Below are 16,629 nucleotides of genomic sequence, written 5' to 3'. Positions count from 1 at the left end.
ATGTCCCCGGAGCAGTTCCACCAGATGTACCGCCTGCAGGAGGCCGAGGTCGTCCGCGAGGCCGAGCACCGCCGTCAGGCGGCCGAGCGCGGCGATCGGACGGCACCGGCGCACCGCCGGCACCCCGCCACGGCCCCGCGCCCCCGCGTGCTGGTGGCCCTCGACCGCCTGCGCATGGCCCGGGCCCGTGCGGTCCGCGCAGCCTGAGGCGTACCGCCCCGGGGGCTGGCAGCATGACTCCATGAGGGTCAGCCGGGTCCCGCTGATCGGCCGCGAGAGCGAGCTCGCGACGTTGCGTGGCCTCCTCGACGAGGCCGCGCACGGCGACGGTCAGTGCGTGGTCGTGGGTGGCGAGGCCGGGATCGGCAAGACGCGCCTCGTCGAGGAGCTCCTCGACGGGTCCGCTGCCGACCCGGCCTTCGTCCTGCGGGGCCAGTGCGCCGACTCCGGCGCCGGTCCCGTGCCCTACGCCGGGCTCGCGGGTCTGCTGCGCGACGCCGTCGCCGCGTTGGGGGCCGAGGTCACGCTGGAGGCCGCCGGACCGGCGGCCGACGCCCTCGGCGTCGTGCTCCCCGAGCTGGTCGAGGTCCGGGCGGACGGGGAGGCCGGACGCCTCCCGGAAGCCTTCGCCGCACTGCTCACCACGCTCGCCGGGCGACGGCCCGTCGTGGTCGTGATCGAGGACCTGCACTGGTCCGACGACGCCACCCGCGGCTGCCTGGCCCGCCTCGCGCGCACCGCCCCGGGCCGCCGGCTGCTGGTGGTGGTCACGTACCGCAGCGACGACGTCGGACGGACCCACCCCCTGCGGACCCTGCTCGCGGAGATCGAGCGGGCCCGGCTCGCCACCCGGATCGAGGTCCCGCGGCTCGCCGCCCACGACGTCGTCGCCCTGTTCCGGGCGCACCTCGACGCCGGAGCCGTCGACCTCGAGGAGGTCGTCGACCGCAGCCAGGGTGTGCCGTTCTACGTCGAGGAGCTCGCCACCGGGGGCGGCGTCACCCTGCCGGACTCGGTGCGCGACCTGATGCTCCTGCGGTACTCACGCCTCGGCCGCCAGGCGCAGGAGTTCTGCCGCACCGTGGCCGCCGCCGGGCAGAGCGTCGGGCACGAGCTGCTCGCCGCGGCCCTCGGCGACGAGGCCGTCCGGGAGACCGAGCCCGCCGCCCGCGAGGCCGTCGAGGCCGGGGTCCTCGTCGTCGACGCCGACGGCTACCGGTTCCGGCACGCCCTCATGCAGGAGGCCGTGGCCACCGAGCTGCTGCCCAGCGAGAGCCGACGCCTGCACACCGCCTACGCCCGCGCCCTGGAGACCCGGCCGGCCACCATCGCCCGCCTCGCGGAGATCGCGGACCACTGGTGGCGTGCCCGCGTGCCGGACCGGGCGCTCGCCGCGTGCGTGGCGGGCCAGGCCGCGGCCGGCGAGTACGCGGCGACGTCCACGGCCGTCGCCCTGGGCGAGCGGGCGCTCGAGCTGTGGGACCTGGTCGCGGACCCCGAGGGGGTCACGGGCACCACCCACGCCGAGCTCATGCGACGGGTGGCCTGGGCCCTGCACGTCGGGTCCCAGGCCGAGCGTGCGCTCGCGCTCGCCCGCCAGGCCCTCGCCGAGTGGCCGCCGGACGACCCGGCCGGCCGCGTCTCCGCCTACGTGACGCTGTCGACGGCCGCCGAGGTCACCGGGTCCGACGAGGGGCGGCGCCTGCTCGACCACGCCCTGGAGGAGATCCCGGACGACGACGTCGCCGGGCGCGCCGCCCTGCTCACCGAGTCCGCCCGGGGCGCGATGATGGAAGGGCACGAGGAGCGGGCCATCGAGCTCGCCGACCAGGGTCTGGCCGCCGCCCAGGAGGCCGGGGACCGCCGCCTGCAGGCACGGTGCGTCAACATCCGTGCGGTCAGCCGCGTGATCACCGGCGACCTGGACGGGCTCGCGGACTTCGCCCTCGACCGTGAGCTCGCCGGCGACGACTGGGACGCGCTGATGAAGCACTTCGTCAACGCCTCCGAGGCCACCCTGCGCGTCGGCAGGGCGCACCGGGCGCTGGAGATCGCCGAGGAGGGCGCCGCCCGGGCGCGCGAGCGCGGCACCGGGATCGGGATGCGGTCGCGCATCGAGGGCAACGGCATCGAGGCCTTGATCGACCTCGGCCGCTGGGACGAGGCGGCCGCCTGGTTCGAGCGGACCGTCCCCCTCATGGGCCGCAGCGTCTTCACCGTCACCCTCACCGAGCTGTGGGCCTGGCTCCTGCTGTGGCGCGGGGAGGTCGAGCAGGCGGAGTCCGTGGTCCGGACCTACCGGGCGTCCTGGGAACGGCACGGCCGGATCGAGCTGCAGGTGCGCTCGCTGCTCACCACCACGCTGGCGGACCTGGCCCTGGAGCGCGGGGACGTGGACGAGGCCCTCGGTGCCGTGGCGGACGCCGTGGCCGACCCCCTGCAACGCCGGTCGGCGTCGTCGCTGCTGCCGATCCTCGGGATCGCGGCCCGGGCGCTGGCCGCCGCGCGGGCCGCCGGGCAGGAGGTGGACAGCACGCCCTACCGCGAGGCGCTCGCCGACTGCGCCGGGTGGCCGACCCACGGCGTGTGGGCGGCCCTGTTCGCGGCCGAGCTCGGCGAGGGCCCGTGGTCCGCGGTGGCCTCTCTCGGGCCCGACGACGGCGCACCGGCCCACCTGCGGCCCTACGCCGAGTACCGCGAGGGGGCCCGCCTCCTGGCCGCCGGGGACCGGCCCGGCGGCCGTGCCGCGCTGGGTGCGGCGGTCCGGGACGCCGAGGCGATCGGGTGCGGGCTCGTCGCCCGGCACGCCGCCGCGCTGCTGGCGGGGGCCGGCACCGCGTCGCCGTCGCGCCGGGAACCGCACGACCCGGCCGACCGTCTCACCGACCGGGAGCGCCAGGTGCTGGAGCTGGTCGCCGAGGGACTGACGAACGGGCAGATCGCCGAGCGGCTGTTCATCTCCCGCAAGACGGCGTCGGTGCACGTCTCGGCCATCCTGCGCAAGCTCGGCGTCACCAGCCGGACCGAGGCCGCCGTCCGCGCGCACGAGGCCACCGCGGTCCGTCCGGTCCCCCACCGGCCGTAGCCGCACCCGACCACGCCGCCACCACGACCCGGAGCCCTCGCGGTCGTACCTCCCGTCCCGTGGTCGTACCCCGCGGGTACGACCACGGGACGGGAGGTACGACCGCGGGGTCCGGGTGGGGGCGCCCCGGGATCGACCCGTGGTCGGACGGGTGTCGGTCCCCCGGCACCGGCCCACGCCTGCCTAGGCTCACGCCGTGCACGATCGCTACGGCTCCGACGTCCTGTCCTCCTCCCCCGGCGCGTCCGGCGGGTCCGCCCACCACCGCCGGCGCCCCGTGTCGCGACCGCAACCCGCCGAGCCGGGTCTCGTCGTGGAGGAGGTCACCAGCGGCTGGGTGGGCGCCGTCGTCCGCGTGGAGAAGTCCGGCGGCGTGCACCTGGTCGTGCTGGAGGACCGGCACGGGAAGGTCCGGTCCTTCCCGCTCGGGCCGGGGTTCTGGGTCGACGGACGACCCGTCGCCCTCACCGCACCGGTCACCTCCCGCGCCCCGGCCGCCCCGGCACGCACCGCGTCCGGGTCGGTCGCCGTGCACGGGGCCCGCGCACGCGTCGCGCGGGGCTCGCGGATCTGGGTCGAGGGCAAGCACGACGCCGAGCTCGTCGAGAAGGTCTGGGGCGACGACCTGCGGATCGAGGGGGTCGTCGTCGAGATGCTCGACGGCGTCGACCACCTGGCCGAGGCCCTGGCCGAGTTCGCACCCACGCCCGAGCGGCGCGTCGGGGTGCTGGTCGACCACCTGGTGCCCGGCGCCAAGGAGCAGCGGATCGCGGCCGAGGCGCTGCGCAGCGTGCCGGACGGCACCGTCCTGGTGCTCGGGCACCCCTACGTGGACGTGTGGCAGGCGGTGAAGCCGGCCCGGGTCGGTCTGGAGACGTGGCCGACCATCGAGCGCGGTACCGAGTGGAAACGCGGCATCCTGCGAGAGCTGGGCTGGCCCGCGGACTCGACGGCGGACGTCGGGCGCGCCTGGCAGCGGATCCTCGGCGCGGTGCGGGACTACCGCGACCTCGACCCGGCCCTGCTGGGCCGGGTCGAGGAGCTCATCGACTTCGTGACGGCCTGATCAGACCATCCCGTCGCGCCGCGCGTAGTGGTTCATCTTCTCGGAGATGTTCACCACCGCCTGGAAGACCTCCAGCCCGATCCGCCAGACCGCCAGGTAGACCAACGCGGCGATCCAGCCGAACAGGATGGTGACCAGGCCGACGTACCACTGGTCCGAGAACAGCGTGACGACACCGGCGATGAAGGAGAACAACCACCCGATCGCGATGAGGACCGTCAGGATCACGTAGACGATCTTGACGATCTTGGGGGTCACGTAGTTCGAGAACGAGAAGTCGAAGAGGGAACCCAGCAGCCCCTTCGTGTCGTCCCGGGCCACACCGGCCGCCGACGACGCGGCGGCCGAGTAGAACGGCTGCTGGCCGCCCTGGTAGCCGGTGGCGCCGCCCGCGTGCTCGGAGGGCGGCGGTGTCGACGGCTGCGGCGGCTGCGCGGGCCGCTCGGAGTAGGGGTCCTCGGGTCGTCCGGGCGGGTTCGGGGGGTTCTCGCTCATCGTTCCTCCTGGTCGGGACGTCATGGCCGAGCGACACCACTGTCGAACCGCCCGTGCCGCCTCGCCACCGGGAACGAGTTCCGGCGCAGACGGTGCGCACCCGTCCTGCACGCTGCCAGGATGGGGACATGACGCAGACTCCCCCGCCGACGGGCCCGCCCCCGGGGCCCCGACCGCTCTCCCAGCCCGACGAACGGACCTGGGCGATCATGGCGCACATCGGTCCGCTGCTGATCGGGATCGTCACGGCCGGGTCGTTGGGTTTCGTGGCGCCGCTGATCATCTGGCTGGCGCTGCGCGACCGCAGCGCCTTCGTGGCCGACCAGGCGAAAGAGGCCCTCAACTTCCAGATCACCCTGCTGATCGGCCAGGTCGTCGGGTGGCTGACCGTCTGGCTGCTCGTCGGGTGGCTCGTGCTGGCGGCCGTGTGGGTGATCGGCATCGTCTTCGCGATCATCGCCGCGGTCACCGTCAACCGGTACGAGGCCTACCGGTATCCCGTGAACCTGCGAGTGGTCAGGTGACCGGGTGAAATCCCGTAGCGACCGTCAGGGACACGGCGTCGGCGAGCTCCTCACCGGTAGTTTCGCCGGACGTGTCCGGTGCGCCCAGCGCGCCCTACCTCGAAGGAGAAGCAGATGAGCCAGTCGACTCCGGAACCACACCCCGAGGAGCACCCGCCCCCGGGTCAGCCTCAGCAGGGCTTCCCCCAGCAGCCGCCGACGGGTGCGAGCCAGGGGCAGGCCCAGCAGCCCCCGCAGGGCTACCCGCAACAGCCCCCGCAGGGCGGGCAGGCCCTTCCGCCGGTCGCGCCCTCGGAGGAGCGGACCTGGTCGATCGTCGCCCACGCCGGCGGGATCCTCGTCGGGTTCCTGGCCCCGCTGATCGTGTGGCTGATCTACAAGGACCGCAGCGCACGGCTCGACGACCAGGGCAAGGAAGCCCTGAACTTCCAGCTGACGATCCTCATCGCCTACGTCGTGGGCTGGATCCTGACGATGATCGTCATCGGCGGGCTCATCGTGTTCGCCGCCTGGGTGTGCACGATCATCTTCGGCATCCTCGGCGCGATGGCCGCCTCGCGCGACGAGTGGTACCGCTACCCGTTCAAGATCCGCTTCATCAAGTGACCCGCTGACCGGCACGGACCGCCCGCCCCGCGGGCGGTCCGTGGGTCAGGCGGTGAGCTCCCGCACGACCGTGTCGGCGAGCAGGCGCCCACGGCGGGTGAGCACCGCGCGGCCGCGCACGGCCGCCGCCCCGTCGAGGAGCTCGCGGGCGACCATCCCGGCCACCGCGCGCCGGCCGGGCGGGTCCAGCACGTCCAGGTCCAGCCCCTCGGCGAGCCGGACCCCGAGCATGACCCGCTCCAGGTGCGCCTCACCGCGGGAGAGCACCTCACGTCCCGCCCCGGGCGACCGGCCGTCGGCCAGCAGCGCCGCGTAACGCCGGGGGTGCTTGACGTTCCACCAGCGCACTCCCGCGCCGTCGTCGGTGGCGTCGCCGTCGGGCGCCCCGACGTAGGAGTGCGCGCCGGGGCCGATGCCCCACCAGTCGTCTCCCCGCCAGTAGGCCAGGTTGTGGCGGCACGCCTGCTCCGGTCCGCGCGACCAGTTGCTCACCTCGTACCAGGACAGACCGGCCGCGGTGAGCAGGTCGTCCGCCAGCTCGTACTTGGCGGCCTGGTCGTCGTCGTCCGGGAGCGTCAGCTCGCCGCGGCGCACCTGCGCCGCCATCTTCGTGCCCGGCTCGACGACCAGCGCGTACGCGGACACGTGGTCGACACCCGTGCTCAGGGCGGCCTCGACCGACGTGCGCCAGTCGTCCAGGGACTCACCGGGCGTGCCGTAGATGAGGTCCACCGACACCGCGAGCCCGGCCTCGCGGGCCCACCGCACGACGTCGGGCAGACGCGCCGGGTCATGGGTGCGCTCGAGCGTGGCCAGCACGTGCGGCACGGCGGACTGCATCCCGAAGGACACCCGCGTGAACCCCGCCGCGGCGAGCGTGGCCAGCGACTCGGGCGTGACCGAGTCGGGGTTCGCCTCGGTGGTGACCTCGGCGTCGGGGGCCAGCCCCCACGCGGAGCGGATCCCGTCGAGGATCCGCACCAGGTCGGCGGCCGGCAGCATCGTCGGGGTCCCGCCGCCGAAGAACACCGTCCGCACCGGCCGGTGGCCGAGCCCGGCGTCCGCCAGCACCCGGGAGGCCAGGTCGACCTCGCCGAGCGCCGTCGTGGCGTACTGGTGCTGGGAGGCGCCCCCGCCCAGCTCGGCGGCCGTGTAGGTGTTGAAGTCGCAGTAGCCGCACCGCACCGAGCAGAACGGCACGTGCACGTACACCCCGAACCGGGAGCGCGACGACGGGACACCGGTCGCGTCGTCGGCCGACCGGGTGACGAGGTCGGGCAGCGAGCCGTCCGCCGGGACCGGTTCGCCGTCGGGCAGGGCGGGCACTACTTCTTCTTGTCCTTGGTCTCCTTGCCGCCGGAGCCGTCGGAGGACAGCGCGGAGATGAAGGCTTCCTTCGGGACCTCGACGGACCCGATGTTCTTCATCCGCTTCTTGCCCTCCTTCTGCTTCTCCAGCAGCTTGCGCTTCCGGGAGATGTCGCCGCCGTAGCACTTGGCGAGCACGTCCTTGCGGATCGCGCGCACCGTCTCGCGGGCGATGATGCGCGCCCCGACGGCGGCCTGGATCGGCACCTCGAACTGCTGGCGCGGGATGATCTCCTTGAGCTTGGCCGTCATCTTGACGCCGTACTCGTAGGCCGCGTCCTTGTGCACGATCGCGCTGAAGGCGTCGACCTGGTCGCCCTGCAGCAGGATGTCGACCTTCACCAGGTCGGCCGCCTGGTCGCCGGAGGGCTCGTAGTCCAGCGAGGCGTACCCGCGCGTGCGGGACTTCAGCGCGTCGAAGAAGTCGAAGACGATCTCGGCCAGGGGCAGCGTCCAGCGCAGCTCGACCCGGTCCTCCGAGAGGTAGTCCATGCCCTCCATCTGGCCGCGGCGGTCGGTGCACAGCCCCATGACCGCGCCGACGAACTCGCTCGGGGCGAGCACCGTGGCCTTGACGATCGGCTCGCGGACCTCCTTGATGCGCCCGGCGGGGAACTCCGAGGGGTTGGTGACCTTGACCGTCGTGCCGTCCTCCATCGTGACGTCGTAGACGACGTTGGGGGCCGTCGAGATGAGGTCGAGGTCGAACTCGCGCTCGAGGCGCTCGCGCACGATCTCCAGGTGCAGCAGGCCGAGGAACCCGACGCGGAACCCGAACCCGAGCGCCACGGAGGTCTCCGGCTCGTAGTTCAGGGCGGCGTCGTTGAGCTTGAGCTTGTCCAGCGCGTCGCGCAGCGTGGGGTAGTCCGACCCGTCGATCGGGTAGAGGCCGGAGAACACCATCGGCTTGGGGTCGTCGTAGCCGCCCAGCGGTTCGGCGGCGGGGTGCTGCGCGCTCGTCACCGTGTCGCCGACCTTCGACTGGCGCACGTCCTTCACGCCGGTGATGAGGTAGCCGACCTCCCCCACGCCGAGACCCTTGGTCTTGATCGGTTCCGGCGAGATGACACCGATCTCGAGCAGCTCGTGGGTGGCCTTGGTCGACATCATCTCGATCCGCTCGCGCGGGTTGAGGTCGCCGTCGACCGCCCGCACGTAGGTGACCACGCCGCGGTAGGTGTCGTAGACGGAGTCGAAGATCATCGCGCGCGCCGGGGCGTCCGGGTCTCCCACGGGCGCGGGGACGCGGTCGACGATGAGGTCGAGCAGCTCGGTGACGCCGTCACCGGTCTTGCCGGAGACCCGCAGCACGTCCTCCGGCTCTCCGCCGACCAGACCGGCCAGCTCGGCCGCGTACTTCTCGGGCTGCGCGGCCGGCAGGTCGATCTTGTTCAGGACCGGGATGATCTCCAGGTCGTGCTCCATCGCCAGGTACAGGTTGGCGAGGGTCTGGGCCTCGATGCCCTGCGCGGCGTCGACGAGCAGGATCGCGCCCTCGCAGGCCGCCAGCGACCGGGACACCTCGTAGGTGAAGTCCACGTGGCCCGGGGTGTCGATCATGTTGAGGGCGTAGGGCTCCTCGCCGCGCTGCCACGGCATGCGCACGGCCTGGGACTTGATCGTGATGCCCCGCTCCCGCTCGATGTCCATCCGGTCGAGGTACTGCGCACGGGCGTCACGCGGCTGCACCACACCGGTGAGCTGGAGCATGCGGTCCGCCAGCGTCGACTTGCCGTGGTCGATGTGCGCGATGATGCAGAAGTTGCGGATCAGCTCGGGCGGGGTCGCGTTCGGCTGGATGCGTTCGCTCAGGGCGGCGGACGGGATGGGCAACACGTCTCCGTCGGGTCGAGGCTGGACTGCGGGCCTCGTCATTGTCCCACGAGCCCGACGGCGCCCCGGCGGACCCCGGCGGCACCCGTCGCCCCGGACCCCTGCCCGTCACGTCCCCGGCACGCTACGTTGCCCGTCATGACCAGCCCGACACCCGTCGTCGACCCGGGCTCCGGACGCCGCACCGACGGCGGAGCGGACCTCGACCACCTCGACCACCTCGCCGCGCTGCAGGAGGCGTTCCTCGCGGACGTGCCGGGCGCCGACCCCCGCGCGCACGTCCCGGCCTGCGGCCGCTGGACCGTCGCGCAGCTGGTCACCCACGTGGGCAGGATCCACCACTGGGCCGCCGGCCAGGCGCGTCGACACCAGGAGACGCCGCTCGGGCGCGGCCCCTTCGACCTCGCGCCCTTCTACGCCGCGCAGGCCGCCGAGCTGCGGAGCACGCTGGCCGACCTGCCCCCGGACACGCCGTCGTGGACGCTGCTCGGTACCGGCCCGGTGTCGTTCTGGCACCGCCGGCAGGCGCACGAGACCTTGGTCCACCTGCACGACCTGCGGGCGTCCGTGCTGGGATCGGGGCGGCTCGTCGCGCCCGAGCGCCCGATCGACGCCGGCCCGCCGGTGTGGGCCGACGCCGTGGACGAGGTCGTGCGGATGTTCGCCCCGCGGCAGGTCCAGCTCGGACGGATGACGGCGCCGGCCGCCCCCGTGCGCCTGACCGCCACGGACCTCGGCTGGTCCTGGGACCTGGGACCGGAGGCACCCGGACCTGCCGCCGTGCTGCAGGCGCCCGCCCGCGAGCTGGCGCTGGTGCTCTGGCGCCGGCTCACTCCCGTCGAGGCGGGCGCGCAGATCGACGGCGACGCCCGGCTGGTGGCCGACCTGCTCGCGGCGCGTCTCGTGCCCTGACCCGGCGCCCGTCCGGCGTGTTCCGCCGAGGTCTCCTCCGTGTGTCGCGCCGTAGGCTGTCCGTCATGGCGAGCCACCGGTGGACGAGACTCCTGCGCGACGCGGGCCGCGCCCTCGCGGCGGTCCTCGGGCGTGCCCGACGCCGCCCGCCTGCGGGACGTCCCGCCCCCGGGCGACCGGAGCGGGCGCCCTCCTACCCGGGTGACTTCACCGGCGTCGTGCGCCCCGTGTACTCCCCGCACCCGGACGGCGCCCCGGACCCCGGCGAGATCGTGTGGACCTGGGTGCCGTTCGAGGAGGACCACACCCGCGGCAAGGACCGCCCCGTGCTGCTGGTCGGCCACGACGGACCCTGGCTGCTCGGTCTGCAGCTGACCAGCAAGAACCACGACCGCGACGCGGCCCAGGAGGCCCGGTTCGGGCGGTTGTGGATGGACATCGGGTCGGGTCCGTGGGACGCCCGGGGCCGGCCGAGCGAGGTCCGGGTCAACCGCGTCGTGCGGGTGGCACCGGACGACGTGCGCCGCGAGGGCGCGGTCCTGGACGCCGCGACGTTCCGCCAGGTGGTCGACACGATGGGACGCGCCCGCCGCTGACGCGGCGTCGGTCACACCGGTTACCACGTCCCGATCCCGGCTGGTACCGTAGATCCTTGCGTGTCCGCCCAGGTCGGCGGACACCGCCGCAGTTCCTCTCCACGGGTTCCCCACCCCCAGTCCCGGAAGTGCGGCCGCCCTCTACGACCTATCCGCTCGCCGACAGGCGAACACACCAGGAAGTTCTCTCGTGGCAAACATCAAGTCTCAGATCAAGCGCAACCTGCAGAACGAGAAGGCGCGCCTGCGGAACCGCTCCGTGAAGTCGGAGCTCAAGACGTACGTCCGCAAGGTCCGCAAGGCCGTCGCCGCCGGTGACAAGGACGCCGCCACCTCGGCGCTCCGCGACGCCTCGCGCAAGCTCGACAAGGCTGTCTCGAAGGGTGTCATCCACCCCAACCAGGCTGCGAACCGCAAGTCGGCGCTGGCCAAGGCCGTCGACAAGCTCTGACGCCGCCCGGTCGCCCCGCGCGACCGCTGGCCGCCGAACGCCCCTGCACCCCCGTCGGGTGCGGGGGCGTTCTCGTGCCCGGGGCTAGGACCGCCCGCCGGACCGGGCGATCGTCAGGACCGCCCGCTCGACCGCGTAGACCGGGTCCCGGCCGCCGCCCTTGACGTCCGCGTCCGCCTGGGCCACCGCCGAGATCGCGGCGGCCAGTCCCTCCGGCGTCCACCGGGACAGGTCCCGCTGGGCGTTGCGCACCTGCCAGTCCTGCAGACCGAGCTCCCGCGCCGTCGTCGACCCGCCCCGGATCGCGGCCACGCGGGCCAGGGTGCGCAGGCGCAGCGCCAGGGCCGCCACCACGGGCACCGGGTCCGCCCCGGTGGCGAGGGCGTGCCGCAGCAGGGCCACCGCCGCGCCGGCGTCGCCGGCCACCGCGGCGTCGGCCACCTTGAAGCCCGTGGCCTCGACGCGACCGCCGTAGTACCGGTCGACGGTCTCGGCGGAGATCGTCCCGGCGGTGTCCGCCACCAGCTGGGAGCACGCGGCCGCCAGCTCGCGCAGGTCGTTCCCGAGCGCGTCGACCAGCGCCCGCACCGCCGCCTGCTCGGCCCGTCGCCGGGCCGCCCGGAACTCCCCGGCGACGAACGCGACCTTGTCCGCGTCCTTGGTGATCGCGTCGCACTGCAGCACCGGCGCCCCGGTGGCCACGATCGCGTCGAGCATCTTCTTGCCGCGGTTGCCACCGCGGTGCACCACGACGACGATCGTCTCCGGGTCCGGGGCGGCCACGTAGTCGACGACGTCGGCCACGAGGTCCTCGGTGCACGCCTCGGCACCGCGCACCACCACGGCCTTGGCCTCGCCGAACAGTGACGGACTGGCCGCCACGGTGAGCTGGCCGGCCGCATAGGTGGGCGCGTCCAGCTCGGCCTTCTCCACCGCGGGGTCCTGTTCGCGCGCGAGCGCCAGGACGCCGTCCACCGCGCGCTCGGCGAGCAGGTCCTCCGGGCCCCGGACGACGATCACCGGCGCGAGCGTCGGGTCGTTCCAGGGGCGCGTGCTCGCCGACGCCCCCGAGCGGCGGGACGAGCGGGACCGGTTGGTGGAGGGCACGGGGACAGCCTGCCAGACCCGACCGACACGGCGTCCCGGTCCGGTGAGGTGCCCGGTAGCCTGGCCCGGTGCCCCGGACCCTCGTCGTGACCAACGACTTCCCTCCCCGCCAGGGCGGCATCGAGACGTTCGTCCACGCGATGACCTCCCGCTTCGACCCCGACGAGGTGGTCGTCCACACGTCCTCGACGCCGGGCCAGGAGGAGTACGACCGCACATTGCCCCACCCGGTGGTCCGGGCGCGCACGCGGATGCTGCTGCCGACCCCGGCGCGGACCCGGGAGGTCGTCCGCCTCGTGCAGGAGTACCGGTGCGACGCCGTCTGGTTCGGGGCGGCGGCCCCGCTGGGCCTCATGGCACCGACGCTGCGCCGGCGGACCGACGTCCGGCGCCTCGTCGCCACGACCCACGGCCACGAGCTGTGGTGGGCGCGGGTGCCCGGCACCCGGGCGGCGCTGCGGCGCATCGGTCGCTCGGTCGACCACCTCACCTACCTGTCGGACCGGACGGTCGACGTCCTGGCCGCGGCCGTCGGGCCCGAGGTCGCGTCCCGCGCCGTGCGGCTCTCGCCCGGCGTGGACCCGTCGGCCTTCGCCGGTACCGACCCGGCCGGGGGCCGTGCGGTGCGCGACCGCTACGGGATCCCGTCGGACGCACCCGTCGTGCTCTGCGCCGCACGGATCGTGGAGCGCAAGGGGCAGGACACCCTCGTGCGGGCCATGCCGGAGGTCCTGCGTGCCGTGCCGGACGCGCACCTGCTCCTGGTGGGCGACGGCCCCTACGCCGACCGCGTGCGGCGGCTCGTCGACGCGCACGGCCTCGGGGACCGCGTCGTCCTCGGCGGCGGCCACCCGCACACCGCGATGCCCGCCTTCTACAGTGCCGCGGACGTCTTCGCGGGTCCCTCGAGGACGCGACGGGGCGGTCTCGAGGTCGAAGGTCTCGGCATCGTCTACCTGGAGGCGCAGGCGGCCGGGCTGCCCGTCGTCGTCGGCGACTCCGGCGGCGCCCCCGACGCCGTGGACGACGGTGTGACCGGGTTCGTCGTGGACGGCACCGACCCCGGTGACGTCGCCGCCCGCCTCCTCGAGCTCCTGCAGGACCCCGCACGACGGGCCCGGATGGGGGCGGCCGGGCCCGCCTGGGTCGAGGGTGCCTGGACGTGGGACCAGCGGTTCGAGATCCTCCGGGGACTGCTCGCGCACTGACGCCGCGGCCCTGGCGTCACCGCTCGCACACCAGGGCCGGCGCACCGTCCCGCACGACCAGCGAGGTCGCGCCGCAGCGGTCCGTGCGCACCACGCGCGCGCCGACCCGGCGGTACATCTGCGTCGCCGTGTCGGTCGGGTGCCCGTAGTCGTTGCGCCCGACGGAGACCAGGGCGACGGCGGGGTCGAGCAGCCGGGCGAGCTCGGCCGACTGCGCGGCGGACCCGTGGTGCGCCATCTTGACCACCTCGACGGGGTCGGCCGGGTACCCGGTCGACGCGAGGTCGGCGACGAGCCGCTGCTGCCCCGGCACCTCGAGATCGCCGAGCGCGACGACGTCCACGCCGCCCGCCGTGCGCAGGGCGAGCGCGACGCTGCCGTCGTTCGCGGACGTAGCGGTCACGTCGGCGCCCAGCACGGTCCAGGTCACGTCACCGGCGGTCCCGTGCCGGCCGCGCCCGGCCACCTCCACCGGCACGCCGGCGAGCTCGAGGGTCGCCCTGGTCCGCTCGGCACCCTCCGGCGGGTCGTCGACCGGGGACACCAGCGCCGCCGTCACCGCACGGCCCGCGAGGACGGCGGGCAGGCCACCGACGTGGTCGGCGTGGAAGTGGCTCAGGACCAGCAGGTCGACCCGGTCGACCCCGAGGCGGTCCAGGCAGCGGGCCGCGTCCTGCCCCGGCGGACCCACGTCGACGACGACCGCGGCGCGCTGCCCGCTGCGCACCACCAGGGTGTCGCCCTGCCCCACGTCGCAGGCCACGACCTGCCAGTCCGCCGGGGCCCCCGTGCCGACGGGTCGGACCAGCACCAGCAGCACGACGAGCACGACCGTGCCGGCCGCGCACCCGAGGAGCCCCACCGTGACCGTCCTCCGGCCCGGTCGCGCCCGGCGCCGGGCTCGCGCCACCCAGGACGCCGGGTCCCGGCCCGCCGGCCAGCCGCGCCCGGGCGGACGTCGCAGCACCGCCAGGAGGGCGGCGGCCGTCGCCAGCGCGAGCAGCGCGGCGCCGGCCGGGCCAGCCGGCCACGGCACACCGGCCCCCGGCACCGCAGCGGCCGCGGTGGCGACGGAGGCGATCCATCCCGTCGCCAGCCCGGCCAGCCAGGCCAGCCCCCCGGCGAGCCCCGGGGCCCAGGGGGCCGTCAGCGTGGCCGCCAGCCCGAGCACCGTGGCGGGCACCACGGCCGGCGCCACGAGCAGGTTGGCCACGACGGCGGTGGTCGGGACCACCGGGTCGAGCAGGATCAGCACCGGCCCGCAGGCCGCCTGGGCGGCGACGGGCACCGCGACCGCGAAGGCGGGTCCACGGCCGCACCACGGCGCCATCCGCCGGGCGAGGGGTCCGGTCAGCAGGACGATCCCCGCGGTGGCCGCGCACGACAGCGCGAAACCGAAGGAGCGTGCCTGCCACGGGTCGACGACGAGCAGCACGGTGGCGGCCGTCGCCAGCGCCGAGAAGCCCGCCGAGGGCCGTCCCAGCGCGAGGGCGAGCAGCGCGACGGCACACGTCCAGGCCGCCCGCAGGACGCTGGGTTCGGGACGGACGAGCAGCACGAAGCCGACCGCCACGAGCGCCAGCAGCAGCACCCGGGCGCCCCGGGGGATCCGCAGCGCCACGCACCCGGCACCGGCGACCGCCAGGACGATCGCGAAGTGGCTGCCCGACACGGCGGTGACGTGGGTCAGACCGGTCACGCGCATCGCCTCGTCGATCGGGGCGGGCACCCGCGAGGTGTCCCCGACCGCGGCCCCGGGCACCAGACCGCGGGCCTGCGGCGACAGCCCCCCGGTGACGACGAGCAGCTCGGAACGCAGCCGGTCCGTCAGCCGCCCGACCGGTCCGGGCGCTGCCGTCTCGGGCACCGCGGACGGGACCTGCGCGGCCGCCACCACCCCGGCACCGAACGCGGGCGGTGCCAGGCGGCCCCGGGGGCGCACGGTGGCGCCGACGCGCGGCGCCGGCCCCGGAGCGGTCACCATGACGTGCCCCACCGCCGGGACGAGCACGTCGCGGGTCATCACCTCGTCGACGGCCAGCACCCACCGCTCGCCGTCACCGCGAGCGGCGGGACGGGCCGACGAGACCACCTCGCCGTGCAGCGTCACGACCGCGCCGTCCGCGGCGAGCCCGCTCAGCGGACCGCGGGCGTCGCTCTGGACCGCCACCGAGGAGGCCACGGCGACCAGGCACGCCGTCACGAGCACGCCGTGCGTCACGACCGGGCGCGTCACCGCCGGGCGGGTCACGACCGGGCGCCCACGCCGCCGGGCGTCGTCGGCCGCGAGCGCCGCGCCGATCGCGAGCAGCACCGCCGCGCCGACGGCGACCACCGGTCCGGCCCACGCCGACGACGTCCCCGTCAGGGCCCAGGAGGCGACCCACGCCGCGGCCAGCACCGGCGCGAGCCGCAGGTCCCGCGTCACAGCACCACGCGGTCGCGCAGTCCCTCGAGGAGCACCGGGCCGATCCCCGACACCTCCGTGAGCTCGTCCAGCCGGGAGAAGGGCCCGTGCTCGTCACGCCAGGCGACGATCCGGTCGGCCAGCACGGGTCCGACGCCGGGCAGAGCGGTCAGGGCCACGGCGTCGGCGGTGTTGAGCGGAACCGGCCCGGCGTCCGCGCCGGACCCGCCGGCCGGCGGGTCGGCCACGAGCGGCTCCTCCCCCGGCGCCGGCACGTGCACCTGCTCGCCGTCCACGACCGGACGGGCCAGGTTGAGCGCGGTGAGGTCCGCCTCCGGACCGGCACCGCCCGCGGCCTCCACGGCGTCGGCGACCCGTGATCCCGCCGGCACGGTGACCAGCCCGGGTGCGGCGACCTGCCCGATGACGTGCACGACGACGGCCGGTCCCGGGTCGTCGGCACCCGGCGGAGGCGCGACCGCCGGCACGGTCCGGTCCGACGAGCCGTCGCCACCGGCGGCGGCCGGTGCGGTGGGGGTCGCGGTCGCGGCCGGCACGGGCAGCGGTTCGAGGGTCTCGCGGGGCCACAGCGCGACGGCGCCCGCGATCAGGGCGACGAGGAGCAGGACGGCGGCTGCCGCGGTCCCGGCGGGCCCGGCGAGCGCCCAGCGGCTCCGCCCGGGGGCGGGTTCGAAGTCGACCGGGTGCCCGTGGGCGGCGCTGTAGGCGGCGGCGACGTGGCCGGCCGAGCGCCGGGAGCGCAGTCGTTCGACAAGCTCGTCGGGTGCAGCGGTGTCGGGCGGGGTGGCGAGCGCCGCGCGCAACGCCTCGCGGCGGCCCGCCGCCGGGTCGAACCGGTCGTCGGGGAGATCGGGAGGTGCCGTGGTCACGGCGCGACGCTAGGGCCGCCTCCGGTGTTGCCGACGCTCACCGACCCGCTGCTGTGGACGGGCGTGGGTGTGGATAGCCGCG

15 protein-coding genes are annotated in these 16,629 nt (G+C 75.2%); 9 read left to right on the top strand and 6 right to left on the bottom strand.

Going from position 1 to position 16,629, the window contains the following annotated elements; genetic code table 11:
- The 3 genes from HLI28_RS12745 (at window position 1) to HLI28_RS12735 (ending at window position 4,151) form a co-directional block, all read left to right on the top strand.
- On the top strand, window positions 1-207 hold the full coding sequence (locus HLI28_RS12745) for a hypothetical protein (protein WP_171247944.1): 207 nt from the start codon (window positions 1-3) through the stop codon (window positions 205-207).
- A 34-nt stretch (window positions 208-241) separates the two neighbouring features.
- On the top strand, window positions 242-3,085 hold the full coding sequence (locus HLI28_RS15815; protein WP_171247943.1) for a helix-turn-helix transcriptional regulator: 2,844 nt from the start codon (window positions 242-244) through the stop codon (window positions 3,083-3,085).
- A 196-nt stretch (window positions 3,086-3,281) separates the two neighbouring features.
- Complete coding sequence (locus tag HLI28_RS12735) at window positions 3,282-4,151, top strand: DUF3097 domain-containing protein (protein ID WP_171247942.1); 870 nt, start codon at window positions 3,282-3,284, stop codon at window positions 4,149-4,151.
- On the opposite strand, the gene HLI28_RS12730 is transcribed toward HLI28_RS12735, so the two are convergent.
- On the bottom strand, window positions 4,152-4,646 hold the full coding sequence (locus HLI28_RS12730) for a DUF4282 domain-containing protein (RefSeq protein ID WP_171247941.1): 495 nt from the start codon (window positions 4,644-4,646) through the stop codon (window positions 4,152-4,154).
- A gap of 128 nt (window positions 4,647-4,774) precedes the next feature.
- Here HLI28_RS12730 and HLI28_RS12725 point away from each other — a divergent pair, with 128 nt between their 5' ends.
- A complete protein-coding gene (locus HLI28_RS12725) occupies window positions 4,775-5,170 on the top strand; it encodes a DUF4870 domain-containing protein (protein WP_171247940.1) in 396 nt (131 codons plus the stop codon).
- 114 nt (window positions 5,171-5,284) lie between these two features.
- Entirely contained in the window at window positions 5,285-5,776 is a 492-nt protein-coding gene (locus HLI28_RS12720) for a DUF4870 domain-containing protein (RefSeq protein ID WP_171247939.1), read from the top strand.
- Window positions 5,777-5,821: 45 nt separating this feature from the next.
- On the opposite strand, the gene hemW is transcribed toward HLI28_RS12720, so the two are convergent.
- Together hemW and lepA are read right to left on the bottom strand one after the other, a co-directional pair.
- The gene (hemW, locus tag HLI28_RS12715; protein ID WP_171247938.1) at window positions 5,822-7,102 is read right to left on the bottom strand and encodes a radical SAM family heme chaperone HemW; all 1,281 of its coding nucleotides are present in this window, start codon (window positions 7,100-7,102) and stop codon (window positions 5,822-5,824) included.
- The gene (lepA, locus tag HLI28_RS12710) at window positions 7,102-8,979 is read right to left on the bottom strand and encodes a translation elongation factor 4 (RefSeq protein ID WP_369810815.1); all 1,878 of its coding nucleotides are present in this window, start codon (window positions 8,977-8,979) and stop codon (window positions 7,102-7,104) included. The genes hemW and lepA overlap by 1 nt, the downstream gene beginning before the upstream one ends.
- 135 nt (window positions 8,980-9,114) lie before the next feature.
- Between lepA and HLI28_RS12705 the strand changes: the two genes are divergently transcribed.
- The 3 genes from HLI28_RS12705 to rpsT all read left to right on the top strand — a co-directional run bounded on the left by HLI28_RS12705 (window position 9,115) and on the right by rpsT (window position 10,935).
- The gene (locus HLI28_RS12705) at window positions 9,115-9,888 is read left to right on the top strand and encodes a maleylpyruvate isomerase N-terminal domain-containing protein (RefSeq protein ID WP_171247936.1); all 774 of its coding nucleotides are present in this window, start codon (window positions 9,115-9,117) and stop codon (window positions 9,886-9,888) included.
- Window positions 9,889-9,953: 65 nt separating this feature from the next.
- Entirely contained in the window at window positions 9,954-10,484 is a 531-nt protein-coding gene (locus HLI28_RS12700; protein ID WP_171247935.1) for a type II toxin-antitoxin system PemK/MazF family toxin, read from the top strand.
- Window positions 10,485-10,674: 190 nt separating this feature from the next.
- Complete coding sequence (gene rpsT / locus HLI28_RS12695) at window positions 10,675-10,935, top strand: 30S ribosomal protein S20 (protein WP_171247934.1); 261 nt, start codon at window positions 10,675-10,677, stop codon at window positions 10,933-10,935.
- An 84-nt stretch (window positions 10,936-11,019) separates the two neighbouring features.
- Here rpsT and holA read toward each other — a convergent pair whose 3' ends face one another.
- Window positions 11,020-12,042: a DNA polymerase III subunit delta gene (gene holA, locus HLI28_RS12690; RefSeq protein ID WP_171247933.1), complete on the bottom strand. Its 1,023-nt coding sequence runs from the start codon at window positions 12,040-12,042 to the stop codon at window positions 11,020-11,022.
- 68 nt (window positions 12,043-12,110) lie between these two features.
- Here holA and HLI28_RS12685 point away from each other — a divergent pair, with 68 nt between their 5' ends.
- Window positions 12,111-13,250, top strand: coding sequence for a glycosyltransferase (locus HLI28_RS12685; protein WP_171247932.1), 1,140 nt, complete (start codon window positions 12,111-12,113; stop codon window positions 13,248-13,250).
- Window positions 13,251-13,266: 16 nt separating this feature from the next.
- On the opposite strand, the gene HLI28_RS12680 is transcribed toward HLI28_RS12685, so the two are convergent.
- Complete coding sequence (locus HLI28_RS12680) at window positions 13,267-15,678, bottom strand: ComEC/Rec2 family competence protein (RefSeq protein ID WP_171247931.1); 2,412 nt, start codon at window positions 15,676-15,678, stop codon at window positions 13,267-13,269.
- Window positions 15,675-16,547 carry a helix-hairpin-helix domain-containing protein gene (locus HLI28_RS12675; RefSeq protein WP_343035828.1) on the bottom strand — a complete coding sequence of 291 codons (873 nt, stop codon included), beginning with the start codon at window positions 16,545-16,547 and terminating at the stop codon, window positions 15,675-15,677. The genes HLI28_RS12680 and HLI28_RS12675 overlap by 4 nt, the downstream gene beginning before the upstream one ends.
- Window positions 16,548-16,629 lie beyond the last annotated feature (82 nt).

It is taken from the genome of Isoptericola sediminis (assembly GCF_013085345.1).
Classification (GTDB): domain Bacteria; phylum Actinomycetota; class Actinomycetes; order Actinomycetales; family Cellulomonadaceae; genus Isoptericola; species Isoptericola sediminis.
The sequence above is the reverse complement of the archived record's forward strand: the minus strand, read 5'-3'. Positions and strand labels throughout refer to the sequence as shown.